The organism is Streptococcus peroris ATCC 700780 (assembly GCF_000187585.1).
Lineage (GTDB): Bacteria > Bacillota > Bacilli > Lactobacillales > Streptococcaceae > Streptococcus > Streptococcus peroris.
In genome coordinates, this window is sequence record NZ_GL732463.1 from 147819 (window position 1) to 166606 (window position 18788).

23 protein-coding genes, 5 tRNA genes and 1 pseudogene are annotated in these 18788 nt (G+C 36.4%); 24 read left to right on the forward strand and 5 right to left on the reverse strand.

Annotated elements, in window-relative coordinates; genetic code table 11:
- Positions 1–16: 16 nt before the first annotated feature.
- The 8 genes from HMPREF9180_RS02555 to HMPREF9180_RS02585 all read left to right on the forward strand — a co-directional run bounded on the left by HMPREF9180_RS02555 (position 17) and on the right by HMPREF9180_RS02585 (position 1684).
- Positions 17–97: transfer RNA gene (locus HMPREF9180_RS02555), tRNA-Tyr, on the forward strand.
- A 6-nt stretch (positions 98–103) separates the two neighbouring features.
- Positions 104–174, forward strand: a tRNA-Trp gene (locus HMPREF9180_RS02560).
- Between the two features lie 12 nt (positions 175–186).
- Positions 187–259 (forward strand) — tRNA-His (locus HMPREF9180_RS02565).
- 13 nt (positions 260–272) lie between these two features.
- Positions 273–344 (forward strand) — tRNA-Gln (locus HMPREF9180_RS02570).
- Positions 345–353: 9 nt separating this feature from the next.
- Positions 354–437 (forward strand) — tRNA-Leu (locus tag HMPREF9180_RS02575).
- Positions 438–633: 196 nt separating this feature from the next.
- Entirely contained in the window at positions 634–780 is a 147-nt protein-coding gene (locus tag HMPREF9180_RS10265) for a hypothetical protein (protein WP_006144804.1), read from the forward strand.
- A gap of 51 nt (positions 781–831) precedes the next feature.
- Positions 832–1320 (forward strand): nucleotidyltransferase family protein, encoded by a 489-nt coding sequence (locus HMPREF9180_RS10415; RefSeq protein WP_006144805.1) that lies wholly within the window; start codon positions 832–834, stop codon positions 1318–1320.
- A gap of 112 nt (positions 1321–1432) precedes the next feature.
- On the forward strand, positions 1433–1684 hold the full coding sequence (locus HMPREF9180_RS02585; protein ID WP_006144806.1) for a hypothetical protein: 252 nt from the start codon (positions 1433–1435) through the stop codon (positions 1682–1684).
- A gap of 75 nt (positions 1685–1759) precedes the next feature.
- Here the strand turns inward: HMPREF9180_RS02585 and HMPREF9180_RS02590 are convergent, their stop codons facing one another.
- The 5 genes from HMPREF9180_RS02590 to HMPREF9180_RS02610 all read right to left on the reverse strand — a co-directional run bounded on the left by HMPREF9180_RS02590 (position 1760) and on the right by HMPREF9180_RS02610 (position 5251).
- Positions 1760–2893 carry a tyrosine-type recombinase/integrase gene (locus HMPREF9180_RS02590; protein ID WP_006144809.1) on the reverse strand — a complete coding sequence of 378 codons (1134 nt, stop codon included), beginning with the start codon at positions 2891–2893 and terminating at the stop codon, positions 1760–1762.
- A 3-nt stretch (positions 2894–2896) separates the two neighbouring features.
- Positions 2897–3091: a DUF3173 domain-containing protein gene (locus HMPREF9180_RS02595; protein ID WP_006144810.1), complete on the reverse strand. Its 195-nt coding sequence runs from the start codon at positions 3089–3091 to the stop codon at positions 2897–2899.
- Positions 3092–3152: 61 nt separating this feature from the next.
- The gene (locus tag HMPREF9180_RS02600; RefSeq protein ID WP_006144813.1) at positions 3153–3539 is read right to left on the reverse strand and encodes a hypothetical protein; all 387 of its coding nucleotides are present in this window, start codon (positions 3537–3539) and stop codon (positions 3153–3155) included.
- A gap of 2 nt (positions 3540–3541) precedes the next feature.
- Entirely contained in the window at positions 3542–4582 is a 1041-nt protein-coding gene (locus tag HMPREF9180_RS02605; RefSeq protein ID WP_006144814.1) for a replication initiation factor domain-containing protein, read from the reverse strand.
- 207 nt (positions 4583–4789) lie between these two features.
- Positions 4790–5251, reverse strand: coding sequence for a hypothetical protein (locus HMPREF9180_RS02610; protein ID WP_006144815.1), 462 nt, complete (start codon positions 5249–5251; stop codon positions 4790–4792).
- Between the two features lie 223 nt (positions 5252–5474).
- On the opposite strand from HMPREF9180_RS02610, the gene HMPREF9180_RS02615 reads away from it, so the two are divergent.
- The 16 genes and pseudogenes from HMPREF9180_RS02615 to HMPREF9180_RS02685 all read left to right on the forward strand — a co-directional run bounded on the left by HMPREF9180_RS02615 (position 5475) and on the right by HMPREF9180_RS02685 (position 18640).
- The gene (locus tag HMPREF9180_RS02615; protein ID WP_006144816.1) at positions 5475–5927 is read left to right on the forward strand and encodes a helix-turn-helix domain-containing protein; all 453 of its coding nucleotides are present in this window, start codon (positions 5475–5477) and stop codon (positions 5925–5927) included.
- Between the two features lie 104 nt (positions 5928–6031).
- A complete protein-coding gene (locus tag HMPREF9180_RS02620; RefSeq protein ID WP_025168579.1) occupies positions 6032–6712 on the forward strand; it encodes an HAD family hydrolase in 681 nt (226 codons plus the stop codon).
- A 305-nt stretch (positions 6713–7017) separates the two neighbouring features.
- A pseudogene (locus tag HMPREF9180_RS10375) lies at positions 7018–7128 on the forward strand (IS30 family transposase); the annotation flags it as partial.
- Between the two features lie 502 nt (positions 7129–7630).
- Positions 7631–8782: an N-acetylglucosamine-6-phosphate deacetylase gene (nagA, locus tag HMPREF9180_RS02625; RefSeq protein WP_006144818.1), complete on the forward strand. Its 1152-nt coding sequence runs from the start codon at positions 7631–7633 to the stop codon at positions 8780–8782.
- Positions 8783–9016: 234 nt separating this feature from the next.
- Complete coding sequence (locus HMPREF9180_RS02630) at positions 9017–9394, forward strand: DUF1033 family protein (protein ID WP_006144819.1); 378 nt, start codon at positions 9017–9019, stop codon at positions 9392–9394.
- Between the two features lie 53 nt (positions 9395–9447).
- Entirely contained in the window at positions 9448–10389 is a 942-nt protein-coding gene (gene comGA / locus HMPREF9180_RS02635; protein ID WP_006144820.1) for a competence type IV pilus ATPase ComGA, read from the forward strand.
- Positions 10319–11353 (forward strand): competence type IV pilus assembly protein ComGB, encoded by a 1035-nt coding sequence (comGB, locus tag HMPREF9180_RS02640; RefSeq protein ID WP_083801010.1) that lies wholly within the window; start codon positions 10319–10321, stop codon positions 11351–11353. The genes comGA and comGB overlap by 71 nt, the downstream gene beginning before the upstream one ends.
- Positions 11354–11677, forward strand: a complete 324-nt coding sequence (gene comGC, locus HMPREF9180_RS02645) for a competence type IV pilus major pilin ComGC (RefSeq protein WP_006144822.1) — start codon at positions 11354–11356, stop codon at positions 11675–11677.
- On the forward strand, positions 11640–12074 hold the full coding sequence (gene comGD, locus HMPREF9180_RS02650) for a competence type IV pilus minor pilin ComGD (RefSeq protein ID WP_006144824.1): 435 nt from the start codon (positions 11640–11642) through the stop codon (positions 12072–12074). Before comGC ends, comGD begins: the two co-directional genes overlap by 38 nt.
- A complete protein-coding gene (gene comGE / locus HMPREF9180_RS02655; protein WP_006144825.1) occupies positions 12037–12339 on the forward strand; it encodes a competence type IV pilus minor pilin ComGE in 303 nt (100 codons plus the stop codon). The genes comGD and comGE overlap by 38 nt, the downstream gene beginning before the upstream one ends.
- The gene (gene comGF, locus HMPREF9180_RS02660) at positions 12302–12763 is read left to right on the forward strand and encodes a competence type IV pilus minor pilin ComGF (RefSeq protein WP_006144826.1); all 462 of its coding nucleotides are present in this window, start codon (positions 12302–12304) and stop codon (positions 12761–12763) included. The genes comGE and comGF overlap by 38 nt, the downstream gene beginning before the upstream one ends.
- Entirely contained in the window at positions 12741–13178 is a 438-nt protein-coding gene (comGG, locus tag HMPREF9180_RS02665; protein ID WP_006144827.1) for a competence type IV pilus minor pilin ComGG, read from the forward strand. The genes comGF and comGG overlap by 23 nt, the downstream gene beginning before the upstream one ends.
- Positions 13179–13287: 109 nt before the next feature.
- Positions 13288–13989: a histidine phosphatase family protein gene (locus tag HMPREF9180_RS02670; protein ID WP_025168582.1), complete on the forward strand. Its 702-nt coding sequence runs from the start codon at positions 13288–13290 to the stop codon at positions 13987–13989.
- A gap of 188 nt (positions 13990–14177) precedes the next feature.
- Positions 14178–15884 (forward strand): ABC transporter ATP-binding protein, encoded by a 1707-nt coding sequence (locus HMPREF9180_RS02675; RefSeq protein WP_006144829.1) that lies wholly within the window; start codon positions 14178–14180, stop codon positions 15882–15884.
- A 1-nt stretch (position 15885) separates the two neighbouring features.
- Positions 15886–17652 (forward strand): ABC transporter ATP-binding protein, encoded by a 1767-nt coding sequence (locus HMPREF9180_RS02680; protein WP_006144830.1) that lies wholly within the window; start codon positions 15886–15888, stop codon positions 17650–17652.
- Between the two features lie 298 nt (positions 17653–17950).
- Positions 17951–18640, forward strand: a complete 690-nt coding sequence (locus HMPREF9180_RS02685) for a gamma-glutamyl-gamma-aminobutyrate hydrolase family protein (RefSeq protein ID WP_006144832.1) — start codon at positions 17951–17953, stop codon at positions 18638–18640.
- Positions 18641–18788 lie beyond the last annotated feature (148 nt).

Consider the following 18788-nt stretch of genomic DNA (forward strand, 5'->3'; position numbering starts at 1 on the left):
ATAATTTTTATCATATGGAAGGGTAGCGAAGAGGCTAAACGCGGCGGACTGTAAATCCGCTCCTTCGGGTTCGGGGGTTCGAATCCCTCCCCTTCCATCCTCTACGGGCATAGTTTAAAGGTAGAACTAAGGTCTCCAAAACCTTCAGTGTGGGTTCAATTCCTACTGCCCGTGTTTAATAGTATGGCGGGTGTGGTGAAGTGGTTAACACACCAGATTGTGGCTCTGGCATGCGTGGGTTCGATCCCCATCACTCGCCTATTTTATATTATTGGGGTATAGCCAAGCGGTAAGGCAAGGGACTTTGACTCCCTCATGCGTTGGTTCGAATCCAGCTACCCCAGTTACTATATGCCGGCGTGGCGGAATTGGCAGACGCGCTGGACTCAAAATCCAGTGTCCGCAAGGACGTGCCGGTTCGACCCCGGCCGCCGGTATAGTAATAAAGACAAGGTTTTCGGACCTTGCCTTTTTATTTTTTCTTCTAAATTTTTTCTCTCAGAGTTACCTAAAATTACTTAAAATTTTTTTTTTGCTAAATTAGGAAGAAAATATTTAACATATTTTGTATTAAACTTGATTCGTTTTATGTAAAAATATACAATAGGTATATACTATTCAAGGAGAGATATCATGTTATACAATCAAGAAAATTATTCAATGCTCGAAGTTGAACAAGCAAAAAGCGATATTAAATCTCTAGCGAAAGAAAAGTCAAAACTTGTTAAACTTGATTTTAATAATCCAAAAGATGTATCTGAATTTTTCGATAAAGAATAATTTTTATTTTTCGATGTTAGAAGTATTTTTCTAGGTAATAAAGAGGTTCTCGTGGTTTATACAATAGATGAAATTAAGGCTAAGATTAAGCCTATTGCTAAACGATATAACGTATCAAAAGTCTACTTGTTTGGTTCCTATGCAAGAGGAGAAGAAGACGAAAATAGTGATATAGATATTGCTTTAGAATTAGGAGATATAACGAAATTTATGGATGTATACGGGCATCTTTCGACCATCTTTAGTGGAAATGTAGATATTCTTTTAGTTAGTGATTTATTGTCACCTAAAACCAATATTGGCTCATTGGTGAAAAAGAATTTTTTAAATGATAGAGTTCTCATCTATCAAAAATTGGAGGAAGCTATGGTAGAAAATTTAGTTAATAATCCTCGTATGAGAGATATAACCGAGTATAATGAAGTCACTCAGAATGCAATTAAGGAAAGTTTAGAAAAGTATAAAACGGAGGGAATAACTAAAAGTTCCGAAAGTATAGATAATTATTTTGAAAGAATGGTTCGTGAAAATACCAAGTAATTTTTGGTAGAGCTTAGTTATTTTATTTTCAATAAGAAAAAGAATAGCACTTATTTTGTTAGATTGAATTCACTCAAAAGGTAATTAAAGAAAGTGAAAGGAGGAAGGAATCATGATTAAAGAGTTTGGTGTTACAAATTTAGAAGTAACCAAAGAAGATATTTCTAAAAATCCTAACAATCCTATTCTGCGGATGTATGATGATGAAGAGTTGATTGGAACGTTTAGTATTCTTACAGGTGAAATTATAGAAAATTTGGATTTAGCAGATTATGATATACGATTTGCACAAAGACAAATTGAATTAAATCGTGATAACTATCTTGAAACGTGGAAGGACTATGTGGGGATATTACATGCCTAAATATCCTTTTTTGTAGAACTGAGTTTTTAATATTTTTAATAAGAAAAAGAACAGCACTTATTTTGGCTGTTCTTTTTATAATAGATTATCTAGTTTATCTGCTAAATCTTTTTGTTTACTTGGGTATAAGTGGGAGTAGGTATCAATTGTTGTGGTTATAGAAGCGTGTCCTAATCTCTCTTTTACAATTAAGTAGTCTTCTCCTTGGTTTATTAAAAGAGAAGCGTGAGAGTGTCTAAAATCATGAATCCTTATTTTCTTTAAAGAACTATCTCTAGATAGAATCTTTTTATATTGTTTTTCAATAGAATTTTTTGTTAGAGTGATTGGACTATCCTGAAAGATTTGGAGTTTTTCAGTATCAGTTGAAAATTCTCTTAGTCTTTCTGTCTGTTCTTGTTTCCATTCTTCTAGTGTTTCTATAAGCTTTTTATTAATAATGATTCTTCTAGTACCGGATTTAGTTTTTGTAGAACTAATGTGTTCTTCACCTTTATTCACGTACATTGACTTACTAACATGTATTGTACTTGTAGAAAACTCTATATCTTTCCAAGTAAGAGCGAGTGCTTCTCCAAGTCGTAAGCCAGTAAAGAAAAGTACTGTAAATAGTAGTTCAAGATTATATTCGTCGTTCTTGAATAGTGAAAGAAAATGTTTAAATTCTTTAACTGTCCAAAATTGCATTTTTCTTTTTTCTATCGGTAATTTTTTCAATAAACCTACTGGATGTTCTTTGTAATATCCTTTTCTTAATCCAACATCTAGTATTTTCTTTAATAGAACAATGATTTTATTAATAGTATTTGGACTCAATTTTTTCTCAGAATTTTTAGCATTCTTTTCTCGTAAATGTTCCCTAAACTGATATATATCTTCATAAGTTAGTTTATCTATATTATCGACTTTTGAAAAATAGTCTTTGATATGTTTATTATAATTGTTTTCTTGAGTATCAATATAGCTCTTTTTTCTATTGTTTATTTCATCCTCTTCTTTTAACAATTGATAAAGCATATCTATTGTTATTTTTGCGCCAAAATTTTTCTCTTTTAGTTCTACGCTTCTTAAGTATCGCTCGGCTTCCAAAGCCTCTTTTTTGGTTTTGAATCCTTTTCTAACAATTCGTCGTTGTATTAGTGTTATAGGGTTCGTTCCACTAGAAACATCAGCAATCCATGTCCCATTTTTGCTTTTACGAACGGCCATTTACTATGCTTCTTTCTGTAATTCTATCCCTAGTAGTTCTTCAGCTATTGTTGCAGGAATTGTTCCGATTCGTTTATTGTTATAGATAGCAAAGCCACGATTGACTAAAAGCACTTTACCAGTATGAATAATTTTTCTAGCAGTACCAGGACTAAATCCAAGTTCAATTAAATCATCTTTTGTTACTGTTTTAATCATTGGTTCTCCTTGATTTATTTTATAAACTAAGGGGAGCGACTAACTCCCCTTGATTCAGTAGTTATTTTTGTTTTTTATCTACTAAGTGAATAGCATCAGCCTTATAATACATCGTTTTGCTAATCATCGAAGCTCGAAGGTTTTCAAATGTAACAGGGACTTCGTCCATTGCTTGAATATAATCATTATCGACTAATGGTTCAGGGTTATCAACAGATACTTGTGTTGATTTCTTTTTAAATGGTCCATCTTTGATAGTGATATTATATTTCCAACCAATAATATTTTGAGTATTAAATCGTTTTTCACTTCCATCACTATTTTTGATAATCTCGCCATTTTCATCGACTCTTGTTTCAGTTTCAAATTTTGGAAGTACCTCATCCAATTCAAATTTAGTTCCAATATTATTGAAATCCCAATCATTTTGTGAAAGCATTTTTGCCATAGTTAATTTCTCCTTTTGATGTTTTCTTTAATTGTGGGTATCAAGTCTTCTCTTTTGAAGGATATTGCCCTTTCTATGAGTTGACTTGCTAACTCTGGAGGAAACTCCAAAGCTTCTAATTTTTCAAAGTTCTCTTTCTCTAGTTCAAATAGTAATTCATTTTCATAGAGAAATTTATATGCTCTTAGAATGGCTCCAGAACCTTTAAAGACAAGCCACTCTAATTTTTGTTCAAGTTCTGTTTTTGGTTTTGACACAATAATAGTCACCGGCTTTGATGCACCTAGAAATTTTTCCCAAGACCTAAGAGGTTTTGAAAATTGACTATCAGTGTAAAACTTCACTTTATCCTTTAAATATCCTTTTGTAAAGTTTAGAATATCTATTTTTGATTTTAGCCATTCTTGAATGAAGTAGTGAGCTTTCTCTTTACGTAGTTCTAACTCCGTTCTTATCCAATTTTCGATAAATCTCTTGCTAACACCGAGCTTTGAAGCTTGTTCTAAGCGTTTATCATAAATTCTAAGCCGTTCATCATCAGAAGGCCTTCTTAAATATAAGGTCTGCCCTGTTTTCTCATCTCCGTATGTAGTGTAGAAGTTGCTCTTACCATATAGGAATCGATTTTTCTTACAAAGTTTAGCAAGCTGATTTGGAGTGAAGTAAGGGACTTCATTAAAATCGTCTATTGCGATATCAATTCTTCTTACTGAAAATGACTTATAATTGGAATATAGATTATCTAAGAAGTGTCGTTCAGAAAGTCCTTTTGGGGTTAAAACCATATCTCGATAGAATTCTAAAGCTTGTCCTGACATGACAAGCATGAAAGAATTTTCTTCATCACCATAGTAGATACGAATATTACCATAGTTTATCTGAGAGTCATATTCATAGTATTTAAGACTGCCTTTATCTATTATAAATAGCTCTGTATCAAGAAATAAGATATCTTCAACTATTTCTTCTAGTGAAAGGTCGAATGTATTGAACTGGATTTGAATCCAGTCAAAAACAGAACGTAAATTCTCGTTTTTTGCCATAAATTTTGAATCAAGTTTTTGCCTAATTTCACCGCCTTAAAAATCGTGGAAAACCTTGATACTACTGCATTTTCTCAGTGATGCACCTGACTTGCAGAGGGTGGTGTTACTACACACCCTCACCAACCTTGAAAAAGCTCTTTATTGTTCGTCTGCGCTTACGATTTGTTACGGTCTGCGGTACCATACTCGCCGACCGTAACAAACCTACTTGCCGAACTTCCTACGAGCTTTTTCCCAAGCACCAAATGGAAGTAGTTCAAGTGTTGCGAGAATTTCTTCTTGCTCTTTTTCCAATCGTTGAAATTTCATTTGCAGTTTTTTATTACTAGAATACAAATTCTTAAAATTATCATTCAAGGTAATAAAATCTTCTTTAAGGGTTTCGAGTTGCTGAGTAAGGGTGTACTCCTTATGTTTATGAATATCTCCATAAGTTTCCCTTATAGCATCTTTTAATGGCATCTCATTTTTCAAATAAGCAATTGTCCTGAAATCCTCAACATCATTATCAGTGAAATTATAAAAACTCACAAACTGCCTACTATTCCTTGCTTGAACTTTTTTAAACTCATGACCACTAATTTCCTTTATCAAGGTTATCCATTTTTTAGCAGTACTGACAGAGTTTAAACCGTCAACCAAGGAAACAAGTTTATTTATATCCATATTCCCCCGTTCTAACGGAAAGTGTGGTATAATAGTTATATAGAAGTTTGGTAAGTCTTTGATTTTGTCGTGATTATCAAAGACTTTTTAATACAATCATAGGCGGTTACCTCCTTTATACAATCCCCGAAGAAAGAATAGCAAGGGCCTCTTATTACCTAACGGGTATATTACACATTATATACCTGTTGGGTAATATTGTCAACAGAAAAATAGGTGAATTATGGCTTTTTTAGGTGAAAATTTAAAGAAAATACGACAGGAACACAAATTAACTCAGGTAGAACTGGCTAATATGCTAGGAATTAGCCAAAAATCATATAGTCATTGGGAAACTCAAAAAACAGAACCAACGCTAGAAAATGTAGTAAAACTGGCTAATATATTTAATACAACTACAGATTATTTTTTAGGTCAGACAATTTATTCAAAGGCAAATTTAGTTAGATTTTTAGATGATTATGATGTAAGTAATATAAAAAACTGGACTAAAGAAGAAAGAGATAGTTTTAAATTTGCAATTTTATTTGAAATAATGACAAGAGATGATAAAATTAGCTTATTAAAATTAAAAGACAATTTGATTACCGAACACAATCTAGATAAAGATGAGCGGGATATAATAAACATAATTTTTAAAGAAGTGCAGTTGGAGTTTCAAGATTTTCCAAATTAGAACACATTATAATACCATAGAAATTAAAGTGTTGACAGTGAACTCAATTTGAAATTAGGACAAAAATGCTTTCACAAACCGATTTTGATTTTAAAGGAGGATTTATGAATTTGAAAGGTATAATCTTCGATATGGATGGAGTTATAGTTGATACAGAGTACCAAGATTTTCTAATACAGAAAGATTTTATCAAACACCTTAATCCAAAATCTAGTTACGAAGATTCTGAGCTATTGGTATTAGTTGGTAAATCATATTTTAATCTTTATAGGCTTTTACAGCAATTTATTGGGAAACAATATGATATAAAAACTATAGAAAAAGAATATGCTTCTTTTAGTGATGAGAGATATGAAAAAATTGATTATTCTTTACTTTTTAGAAAAGAAATTCTAAAAATTATTGACTATGCATTGAAAAACGGAATCAAATTAGCTGTAGCATCATCATCAAAATATGAGCATATTAATGAAGTTTTAGAAAGGTGTGACATAAAAAAATATTTTGATGTCATCGTTAGCGGAGAGAATTTTGTAGAAAGTAAGCCAAATCCGTCTATCTATTTAACAACGCTACATAAGTTAGAATTGCAAGCAGAACAATGTATTGCAATTGAAGATTCATACTCTGGAATTGAATCTTCAACTAGCGCCGGAATTGCAACTATTGGTTATTATGATAGCCGATTACCATTTTTTAATGACAAAGCGCAATGGAAAGTTGAAAATATGAAAGAAGTTTTACAAATAATAGAATCACAGAGTCTTTCAGTTGAAAGGCGATGAGGTTCTTGAGGACGTTAGAAAGAAATAAACTTGTTTCATAACGAAATTTAAGGTAACAGCGAACCGCTGAGTGTGTAGCTTTGTTGGTAAAAACGTAAATATTTTTGAGCGAAAGGTATTATGAAGTCACTGGAAACAGTGGCTTTTTGATATTAGTAGGGATGTATTATAGTAACCAATCAAGTTGAGATAGTTGCTTTGATACTAATACATTTCATTTTAATAATGAAGTTTATTACTATAGACACTTGATAGATATGTAAACTAACTACTATACCTCTAATTTTTAACGGACTATAGTTTAATTTGTTTTTTCTGTACTTGATAAGCGAAATCGAATCCCAAGGAAGTCCTTGAACTACCAAACTCCGTATCAAGTTTTTCTGAGTCAGGTGAAATTGTCTAGCTTAATTTGACAAATGAGATAACTAAGAAATAAGATTATCGACTCACTATTTATGGAAGTAGTTATTTAAGAGAGAAAGATGAGTTACTAAAAAGGTACTAAATTCTGAAAAAAGTCCCCTTTTTGTGAAAACCAAAAGTTCCAAAAGTCTGTTAAATCAATACCTTGCTACTTAAAAAATGCAAGAATAGAACTCAAAATCCAGTGTCCGCAAGGACGTGCCGGTTCGACCCCGGCCGCCGGTATAGTAATAAAGACAAGGTTTTCGGACCTTGCCTTTTTATTTTTTCTTCAAATTTTTTCTCTCAGAGTTACCTAAAATTACTATTATTTATTCTGAATACTAATTTTTATTTTATAAAATTATTTTTACTTTATTTTTACTAAATCTTAATTTATTTCTTGTATTTTTAAACTATAATAGGTCTATACCATTTACAAATTTTAGAGAAAGGTTTATAATGTAATTGACATAATAAATAGTATATGAAATATTAGAGGAGGTTTACATTATGCCTAAATATATTAAAGCGGATCAATTTTTCTATCCACATGGTGTTCGTCGTGGTGGTTATTTGGAACTTGTCGATGGTAAGTTTGGAAAACATGTAGAAGAAGTACCTGAAGATGCTGAAGTAGTTGACTATAGTGGTTATAGCATTGCTCCTGGTCTTGTTGATACTCATATTCATGGTTTCGGTGGTGTGGATGTTATGGATAATAATATCGAAGGAACTCTTCATACTATGAGTGAGGGACTCCTTAGTACTGGTGTTACAAGTTTTTTACCAACTACTTTAACTTCATCCTATGAACAACTTCTTGCGGTAACTGAGAATATCGGGGCTCGTTATCAGGAAGCAACTGGTGCTAAGATTCGTGGGATTTACTTTGAAGGTCCTTATTTCACTGAGAAATATAAAGGAGCTCAGAATCCAGCTTACATGAAAGACCCTCGTATGGATGAATTTCGTGCTTGGCAAAAAGCATCTAATGGTCTCCTTAATAAAATTGCGCTTGCTCCTGAACGTGAAGGTGTAGAAGACTTTGTTCGTACCATTACTGGCGAAGGAGTGACTGTTGCGCTTGGTCATTCAAATGCGACATTTGATGAAGCTAAAAAGGCTGTTGACGCTGGTGCTAGTGTCTGGGTACATGCATACAATGGTATGCGTGGATTGACTCACCGTGAACTTGGGATGGTTGGCGCTATGTATGAATTACCCCATACTTATGCTGAATTGATTTGCGATGGTCATCACGTAGATCCAAAAGCATGTGATATTCTTCTTAAGCAAAAAGGAGTTGAAAATATCGCTCTGATTACAGACTGTATGACAGCAGGTGGACTTCAAGATGGTGATTACATGCTTGGTGAATTTCCTGTAGTAGTAGCTAATGGTACTGCTCGTCTTAAATCTACGGGTAACCTAGCGGGGTCTATCCTTAAACTCAAAGATGGTTTGAAAAATGTCGTCAACTGGGGAATTGCTAGTCCTTATGAAGCAGTGATGATGGCTAGTCTAAATGCTGCTAAGTCAGTTCATATTGATGATGTTTGTGGACAAATTCGTGAAGGTTATGATGCGGACTTCATTGTTCTAGATAAAGATTTAGAGTTAGTAGCAACTTATCTTGATGGGGAAAAACGTTATCAAGCGTAAAAATAAAGCAGTGACTAGACTTAGTCGCTGCTTTTTAATTTTTATACTAGAGACAATCTTGAATAATCTCTTGCAAAGATGTAACGTTTTTATAGTTGAGTTATTCCCTTAACTGTATTTTGTAAAGGTATCTAATGAACGAAAAATACTTCAAAGAGGCTTCTGAAAACGAGCAAATTTCTTTAATTGTTTTCAAAAATTCGCTATAATATACGATACAAAGGAAATAAAACTATGTATAGAGTTATAGAAATGTATGGAGATTATGAACCTTGGTGGTTTATAGAGGGCTGGGAAGAAGATGTGATTTCCAGTAAGAAATTTGATAAGTATTATGATGCACTAAAGTATTACAAATCTTGCTGGTTTAAACTGGAAAAGAAAATTCCTCTTTATAAAAGTCGAGGAGACTTAATGACTATATTTTGGAATCCAGAGGATAAGCGTTGGTGTGATGAATGCGATGAGTATCTGCAGCAATATCACTCTCTCGCCTTATTAGAAGATGGTCAGATTATTCCAGATGAAAAATTTAGACCCGGATATGAAAAACAAACAGGTCTAGAAATTCACAGAACTTGTCGTATCAAAAAAGATGGAACAACTTTTTAATAAAGTTGTTCTTTTTTTTATATTTTCTTCGAATAATAAACTGAGGAGGGAATATGGTACAAGTATTAGCACAAGAATTAATTAGTCTCGCGAAAACGGATGGAGCTCAAGATATATATTTTATTCCCAAGGAAAAGGTTTATGAGTTGCATATGCGAATAGGAGATGAAAGGCGTTTAATCAATACCTATGACTTTGAAAAGTTGGGAGCAGTTATTAGTCATTTTAAATTTCTTGCGGGGATGAATGTTGGAGAAAAACGTCGAAGTCAGCTTGGTTCCTGTGATTATCAGCATGACGGTAAGGTTTCTTCACTACGCTTATCGACGGTAGGAGATTATCGTGGTCACGAAAGTCTAGTTATTCGACTTTTACATGACCAAGAGCAAGAGTTACACTTTTGGTTTCAAGACTTAGGAGAATTGGAGCAGAATTATAGGCAACGAGGACTATATCTATTTGCAGGCCCCGTAGGAAGTGGCAAAACGACTCTGATGCATGAGTTAGCCAAATCCTTATTTAAAGGGCAGCAGGTTATGTCGATTGAAGATCCGGTGGAAATTAAGCAAGAAGAGATGTTACAACTACAACTCAATGAAGCTATCGGGCTGAGCTATGAGAATCTCATTAAACTATCTCTTCGCCACAGGCCTGATTTATTGATTATTGGTGAAATTCGTGATAGCGAAACGGCGCGTGCGGTGGTCAGAGCCAGTTTGACGGGTGCGACAGTTTTTTCTACGATTCATGCTAAGAGCGTGAGAGGTGTTTACGAACGCTTGTTAGAATTGGGTGTGAGTCAGGAAGAGCTGTCAGTCGTTCTGCAAGGGGTCTGCTACCAGAGATTGATTGGGGGAGGAGGAATTATTGATTTTGCAAACGGAAATTATCAAGAACACCAGGCAAACAAGTGGAACGAGCAGATTGACAAACTTTTTAAAGAAGGATATATCACTGCCCTTCAAGCTGAAAGGGAGAAAATTAGCTACCAGTAAGCAGAAGAAAATCATAAATCTGTTTAACAATTTATTTTCGAGTGGTTTTCATTTAGTGGAGATTGTTTCTTTTTTAGAGCGAAGTGCTCTTCTAGAAAAAGACTATGTAATGCAGATGAAGCAAGGCTTGTCACAAGGGAAATCTTTCTCAGAGATGATGGGGAATTTAGGTTTTTCGAGTTCGATTGTCACGCAACTATCACTAGCTGAAGTTCATGGAAATCTCCATCTGAGTTTAGGAAAAATTGAAGAATATCTGGATAATCTTTTTAAGATCAAGAAAAAGTTAATCGAAGTTGCAACCTATCCAATCATTTTGTTAGCTTTCTTACTGCTCATTATGTTGGGCTTGCGAAACTATCTCTTGCCCCAACTAGATAGTAGTAACATAGCTACAGTAGTGATTAGTAATCTACCACAGATTTTTCTTGGGCTCGCTCTGGCTCTAGGTACAGTATCTTTAACGGGATTGTTCTTCTACCGAAAATCTAGGAAGATACAAGTCTTTTCTTTTCTGGCTAAAATTCCTTTTATGGGTGTGTTTATTCAGTATTATTTGACTGCCTATTATGCTCGGGAATGGGGAAATATGATTGGACAAGGTTTAGAATTATCACAGATTTTTCAGATGATGCAGGAGCAAGGGAACCCACTTTTTAAGGAAATTGGTCAAGATTTAGAGCAGTCCTTGCAAAATGGGCGTGAATTTTCTAAAGTTGTGCAAAATTATCCTTTCTTTAGAAGAGAGTTGGGGTTAATTATTGAATATGGAGAGGTCAAATCCAAATTGGGTAGTGAACTCGAAGTCTACGCGGAGAAAACTTGGGAATCCTTCTTTACCCGAGTCAATCAAACCATGAATCTGGTTCAACCGCTGGTATTTATTTTTGTAGCTCTACTAATCGTTTTATTGTACGCAGCCATGTTGCTGCCAATGTATCAAAATATGGAGGTAAATTTTTAGATGAAAAAAATGATGATGAAATTAAAAGAGGCGAAGGTAAAAGCTTTTACACTGATTGAAATGTTGGTGGTTCTTCTTATCATTAGTGTTTTACTCTTGCTTTTTGTGCCAAATTTGACCAAGCAAAAGGATGCAGTCAATGACAAGGGTAAAGCAGCTGTAGTTAAGGTAGTAGAAAGCCAAGCAGAGCTCTATAGTTTGGATAAAAATGAGACTGCAAGTCTAAGCAAATTACAGGCGGATGGGCGTATCACAGCTGAGCAAGCAAAAGCTTACAAAGAATACCATGCAAAACAAAATACAAGTCAAACAGTTGCGGATTAAGGCATTTACCATGCTTGAGAGTCTCTTAGTTTTAGGAATTGTGAGCCTATTAGCATTGGGTCTATCAGGTTCCGTCCGGTCCACTTTTGCGGCGGTTGAGGAGCAGATTTTTTTTATGGAATTTGAGGAACTCTATCGGGAAACTCAAAAACGCAGTGTTGCGAGTCAGCAAAAGACTAGTCTAAACTTAGATGGGCAGACGATCAGTAATGGCAGTCAAAAGTTGACAGTTCCCAAAGGAATTCAAGCTCCATCAGGCCAAACAATTGTATTTGACCGTTCTGGGGGAAATTCAAGTCTAGCAAAGGTGGAATTTCAAATGAGAAAAGAAACAATTCGTTATCAATTATATTTAGGAAATGGAAAGATTAAACAAACTAAAGACACGAAAAATTAAGGCTGTTATTCTATTAGAGGCAGTGATTTCGCTGGCAATTTTTGCAAGTATTGCAACCCTCTTGCTAGGGCAGATTCAAGAAAGTAGAAAAAGAGAAGTAGAACTTCTAAAACAGGAAGAAGTTCTGCGAGTGGCTCGCATGGCTTTACAGACTGGACAAAAACAATTGACCGTCAATGGTGTAACGATTGATGTTGTCACGAGAGAGAAGAGTTTAGAGGTGTATCATGGGACTGAGAAATTACTTGACATTCAGGAAAGGTAAGGTCAAAGGGTTTACGCTTTTAGAATCTCTGATTGCCTTAGTGGTTATTAGTGGGAGCTTACTGTTATTTCAAGCTATGAGTCGCCTTCTTATATCAGAAGTTCGCTACCAGAAAAGTCATGAGCAAAAAGAGTGGCTTTTATTTGTGGATCAACTGGAAGCAGAGCTTGACGGATCCCATTATCAAAAAGTGGAAAACAATCGTATTTATCTGAAACAAGATGGCAAAGATATCTCTATTGGGAAATCTAAGTCGGATGATTTTCGAAAAACAGATGCTAGTGGTCGAGGGTACCAACCGATGGTATATGGACTTAAATCAGCGCGAGTTCATGAAGAGGGACAGCTAGTTCATTTCCATTTCCAATTTCAGAAGGGATTAGAAAGAGAGTTCATCTATCGTGTGGAAAAAGAAAAAAGTTAAGGCAGGCGTTCTTCTTTATGCTCTTGTGATGGCAGGTATTTTTAGTCTTTTATTCCAATTTTACCTGAACCGACAAGTTGCTCATCATCAGGATTATGCTTTAAATAAAGAAAAACTGGTGGCTTATGCGATGGCCAAGAGAACTCGAGACAAGGTTCTCGATGAAAATGGTGGAAAATCTTATCATCTTGGAAGTGTGACCTACCAAAATAAAGAAACTGGATTTACGACAGTTGTCCAAATGAATAAAAATCAATTTGAATTTCACTTTCCACCTTTGAAAAAGGCAAACGAAAAAACTAATAAGACAGAAAAGAAGTCAAAAGAAGGAAGTAAGGAGAAGCAAGAAGAACAGGTTAAAAAAGAGCCTGCCAAGCCTTCCGAAGTTGCTACTTCTAAGAAAGACATAGAGTAGCTTGATTCTTGTATCAGTTCACGTTTAAGTTGTTAGGTTGGAACAAGTGGGTTAGGACGAGGTTTTTACCTAAAATCATGCTATAATAGATACATATGGAGGACAGAAAATGTCAAGTGTAAAATTGTATCTAGTGCGTCATGGAAGAACGATGTTTAATGCGATTGGGCGTGCTCAAGGTTGGAGTGATACTCCTCTAACTGCTGAAGGTGAGCGAGGAATTCATGAATTGGGAATTGGCTTGCGTGAGTCTGGCTTAACGTTTGAACGTGCCTATTCAAGTGATTCTGGGCGTACGATTCAGACGATGAAAATTATCCTTGAGGAGCTAGGTTTGACAGGGAAAATTCCTTATCAGATGGATAAGAGAATCCGTGAATGGTGCTTTGGTAGTTTTGATGGTGCTTATGATGGGGATCTTTTTATGGGTATTATCCCTCGAATCTTTAATGTCGATCATGTGCATCGTTTGTCCTATGCGGAGCTAGCTGAAGGTTTGGTAGAAGTTGATACAGCAGGCTGGGCTGAAAGCTGGGAAAAACTAAGTGGGCGTATCTGGGAAGGCTTTGAGGCCATTGCCAAGGAAATGGAAGCTAATGGAGGTGGAAACGCTCTCGTAGTCAGCCATGGAATGACTATTGGAACCATTGTTTATTTAATCAACGGAATGCATCCGCATGGCCTTGATAATGGTAGTGTGACGATTCTCGAGTACCAAGATGGTCAATTCTCAGTCAAGATAGTTGGTGACCGTAGCTACCGTGAACTTGGACGAGCTAAACTAGAAGAGCAAGCTAGTCCAGAACAATAAAATTCAGTACTAAATTTAGAAGAATTTTTAAAGGATTGATAGAATGCTAATGTCTTGATTCACAAGCTTGCGAGAGCTGAGTGCTTTGACAATAGCATTCTTTTTTGTTAGAATAGTATCAACATAAAAGCATAAGAAGGGACTGACAGAACTGTCGTCCCCTTTTGTCTATCTTATAAGGGGGAAATATGCTGTTTCAGAAAATAAAAGCCTATAAATGGCAGGCCCTGGCTTCCTTGGTTATGACAGGTCTAATGGTTGCTAGTTCACTCTTGCAACCACGTTATTTGCAGGAGGTTTTAGAGGCACTGTTAACAGGTGACAATGAAGCTATTTATACTATCGGTTTTTGGTTGATTCTTGTTGCCTTGATTGGTTTAGTTGCAGGTGGGATTAATGTAGTCTTAGCCGCCTACATTGCGCAAGGAGTTTCGTCTGACTTACGTGAAGATGCCTTTCGTAAGATTCAAACTTTTTCATATGCTAATATTGAAGAATTTAATGCAGGGAACCTTGTTGTCCGTATGACCAACGATATCAACCAAATCCAGAACGTTGTCATGATGACCTTCCAAATCCTCTTTCGACTACCGCTTTTATTTATCGGTTCCTTTATTCTAGCAGTCGCGACCTTACCTTCGCTGTGGTGGGTGCTTGTTCTTATGGTCGTTTTGATCGTTGCTATGACAAGTCTTATGATGGGAATGATGGGGCCTCGATTTGCAAAATTCCAGACCTTATTGGAGCGTATCAATGCCATTGCCAAAGAAAATTTACGTGGTGTGCGCGTGGTTAAGTCTTTTGTTCGAGAAAAAGACCAGTTTGCTAAATTTACGCAGGTATCCGATGAATTACTGGGTGAAAACCTTTATATCGGCTACGCCTTTTCTATCGTTCAACCTGTAATGATGATGATTTCATACGGGGCCGTCTTTCTCTCAATCTGGCTTGTAGCAGGTATGGCAGAGTCAGATCCGTCAGTAGTTGGTTCCATTGCTTCCTTTGTGAACTATCTGAGTCAGATTATCTTTACTATCGTTATGGTTGGATTTTTGGGAAATTCAGTCACTCGTGCCATGATATCGCTCCGTCGTATTCGTGAAATACTAGACACAGAACCAGCTATGACCTTCAAGGATGTGAAAGATGAAGAATTGGAAGGAAGTCTCAGTTTTGAAAATGTGACCTTCACCTATCCAAATGATGAGGGACCTATCCTAAAAGATGTATCCTTTGATATCGCAGCTGGTGAAATGGTTGGAGTTGTCGGAGCAACTGGTGCAGGGAAATCAACCTTAGCTCAGTTGATTCCACGATTATTTGATCCTCAGCAAGGTTCGATCAAGATTGGTGGAAAGGACATTCGGACAGTTAGTGAAGGGACGCTTCGTAAGACAGTTTCTATCGTCCTACAGAGAGCCATTCTCTTTAGTGGAACCATCGCAGATAATCTCAGACAAGGTAAGGGAGATGCGACAGTTTCAGAAATGGAACGCGCGGCTCGCATCGCCCAGGCCAGTGAATTTATTAGTCGTATGGACTTGGCCTTTGAAAGTCCGGTTGAGGAACGTGGGACTAACTTTTCTGGTGGACAAAAACAAAGAATGTCTATTGCGCGTGGGATTGTCAGCAATCCTCGTATCTTGATTTTTGATGATTCAACCTCTGCCCTTGATGCCAAATCGGAACGTTTGGTTCAAGAAGCCCTCAACAAGGATTTGAAGGGGACGACTACGATTATCATCGCACAAAAGATTAGCTCTGTTGTGCATGCTGATAAAATTTTAGTGCTTGACCAAGGTCGCTTGATTGGTCAAGGCAAACACGCTGACTTGGTTGCAACGAACGCAGTCTATCGTGAAATTTACGAAACGCAAAAAGGAAAGGAGGAGTAGGATGAAGACATTTCGATTTTTTTGGAACTATTTTAAAGTTTACAAGATATCCTTTATCGTTGTCATTGCTATGATTATCATTGCAACGGTAGCACAAGCCCTCTTTCCAGTATTTGCAGGTCAAACAGTCACAGAACTGGCTAATTTAGTTATAGCCTATCAAAATGGAAATTCAGATATGGTTTGGCAAAGTCTTTACGGACTCCTAATCAATCTTGCCTATGTTTTGATTGTGCTCGTGGTGTCGAGTCTTATCTATATGGTTTTGATGAGTCGTATTATTGCCGAATCGACAAATGAGATGCGTAAGGGCCTTTTTGGCAAGCTTTCTCGCTTGACAGTTTCCTTCTTTGACCGCCATCAAGATGGAGATATCCTGTCACGTTTCACCAGTGACTTGGATAACATCCTACAGGCTTTCAACGAAAGTCTGGTGTCTGTTATGACCAATATTGCCCTTTATATTGGTTTGTTGATTGTCATGTTCGCAAAGAATGTGACCTTGGCTTTGATTACGATTGCTAGCACTCCGATAGCTGTCATCATGTTGATTGTCATTTTGAAATTGGCAAGAAAATATACCAATCTTCAGCAAAAAGAGGTTGGGAAGCTCAACGCCTACATGGATGAGAGTATTTCAGGTCAAAAAGCCGTTATCGTTCAGGGTATTCAAGATGATGTGATCGCAGGTTTTGTTGAGCAAAACGAGCGTGTCCGTAAAGCAACTTTTAAGGGCAGAATGTTTTCAGGAATTCTCTTTCCTGTCATGAACGGAATGAGCTTGGTCAACACAGCTATTGTTATTTTTGTCGGTTCAGCTGTATTGCTGAATGATAAGAACATCGAGACAGCAACTGCTCTGGGCTTGATTGTCATGTTTACCCAGTTTTCTCAGCAATATTACCAACCCATTATCCAATTAGCGGCGAGCTGGGGAAGTTTGCAACTTGCTTTTACAGGTGCAGAACGTATCCAAGAAATGTTTGATGCAGAAGAAGAAATTCGTCCTCAAGATGCTCCAGTTTTCACAGAATTGCGAGAGGGTGTGGAAATTCAGAACGTAGACTTCTCCTACCTGCCAGGAAAACCCATTTTGAAAGATGTTAGCATTTCAGCTCCAAAAGGAAAAATGATTGCGGTTGTTGGTCCGACAGGTTCAGGGAAAACAACTATCATGAACTTAATCAATCGTTTTTATGATGTGGATGCAGGAAGTATCAGCTTTGATGGAACAGATATCCGAGAATTTGACTTGGATAGTTTGCGAAGTAAGGTAGGAATTGTCCTACAGGATTCTGTTTTGTTCAGTGGAACTATTCGGGACAATATTCGATTTGGAGTACCGGATGCTAGTCAGGAGATGGTAGAAGCAGCTGCTAAGGCTACGCATATCCATGACTATATCGAAAGTCTACCAGATAAGTACGATACTTTGATTAATGATGATCAGAGCGTATTCTCAACAGGTCAGAAGCAGTTGATTTCCATCGCTCGTACCTTGATGACAGATCCACAGGTCTTAATCTTGGATGAGGCAACATCAAACGTTGATACGGTAACAGAAAGTAAGATTCAAAATGCCATGGAAGCTATTGTGGCAGGAAGAACTAGCTTTGTCATTGCCCACCGCTTGAAAACGATTCTCAATGCCAATCAGATTATTGTCCTTAAGGATGGTGAGGTTATCGAACAAGGAAATCACCACGAATTACTCAAGCTTGGAGGTTTCTACTCTGAACTGTACCATAATCAATTTGTCTTTGAATAATACTCTTCTAAAATCTCTTCAAACCACGTCAGCGTCCATCTGTAACCTCAAAATAGTATTTTGAGCTGCCTTCGTCAGTTCTATCCACAACCTCAAAACTGTGTTTTGAGCAACCTGCGGCTAGCTTCCTAGTATGCTCTTTGATTTTCATTGAGTATAAACAAAAAAGTTGTCCTGATTTTGGGCAACTTTTTCTGATAAAAAAATTTTATCACGGACTTAAAAAATACATATTGGACAGATGGTGGGAAGGGTGATAAGATAGCATTGTAATCAGAAAGATGAAAGGAGTCCTATCATGACTAGAACGGTTGTTGGAGTTGCTGCAAATTTATGCCCAGTCGATGCAGAAGGGAAAAATATTCACTCATCAGTATCTTGTAGATTTGCAGAGAGCATTCGTCAGGTCGGAGGTCTTCCTTTAGTGATTCCAGTTGGAGATGAGTCAGTTGTCCGAGATTATGTTGAAATGATTGATAAACTCATCTTAACAGGCGGGCAAAATGTTCATCCGCAATTTTATGGGGAACAAAAAACCATTGATAGTGATGATTACAATCTTGTTCGCGATGAATTTGAATTAGCGCTACTACAAGAAGCTTTGAAGCAAAATAAGCCGATTCTTGCAATTTGTCGTGGGGTTCAGCTTGTCAACGTTGCCTTCGGAGGTACTCTCAATCAAGAAATTGAAGGGCATTGGCAAGGTTTACCTTTTGGAACATCTCATTCCATTGAGACAGTTGAAGGAAGTGTTGTAGCCAAGTTATTTGGAAAAGAAAGTCAAGTGAATTCAGTCCATCGTCAGAGCATCAAAGACTTGGCACCGAATTTCCGCGTAACGGCTGTTGATCCTCGCGACCAAACGATTGAAGCAATCGAATCTATCGATGAACACCGTATTATTGGCTTGCAGTGGCATCCAGAATTCTTGGTTAATGAAGAAGATGGGAATCTAGAATTATTTGAGTATTTATTGAAGGAATTGTAACGACTAGAAATCTAGTCGTTTTTTGTCTTGTTTCATTCAAATTTTAATATTGTAACATTTTTTACGCAAACGTTTGAATTATGATAAAATTTGGAAAAATTCAGTATAAAAACTTGAAAAAATCCAAGGTAAGGGTTATGATAGAAAA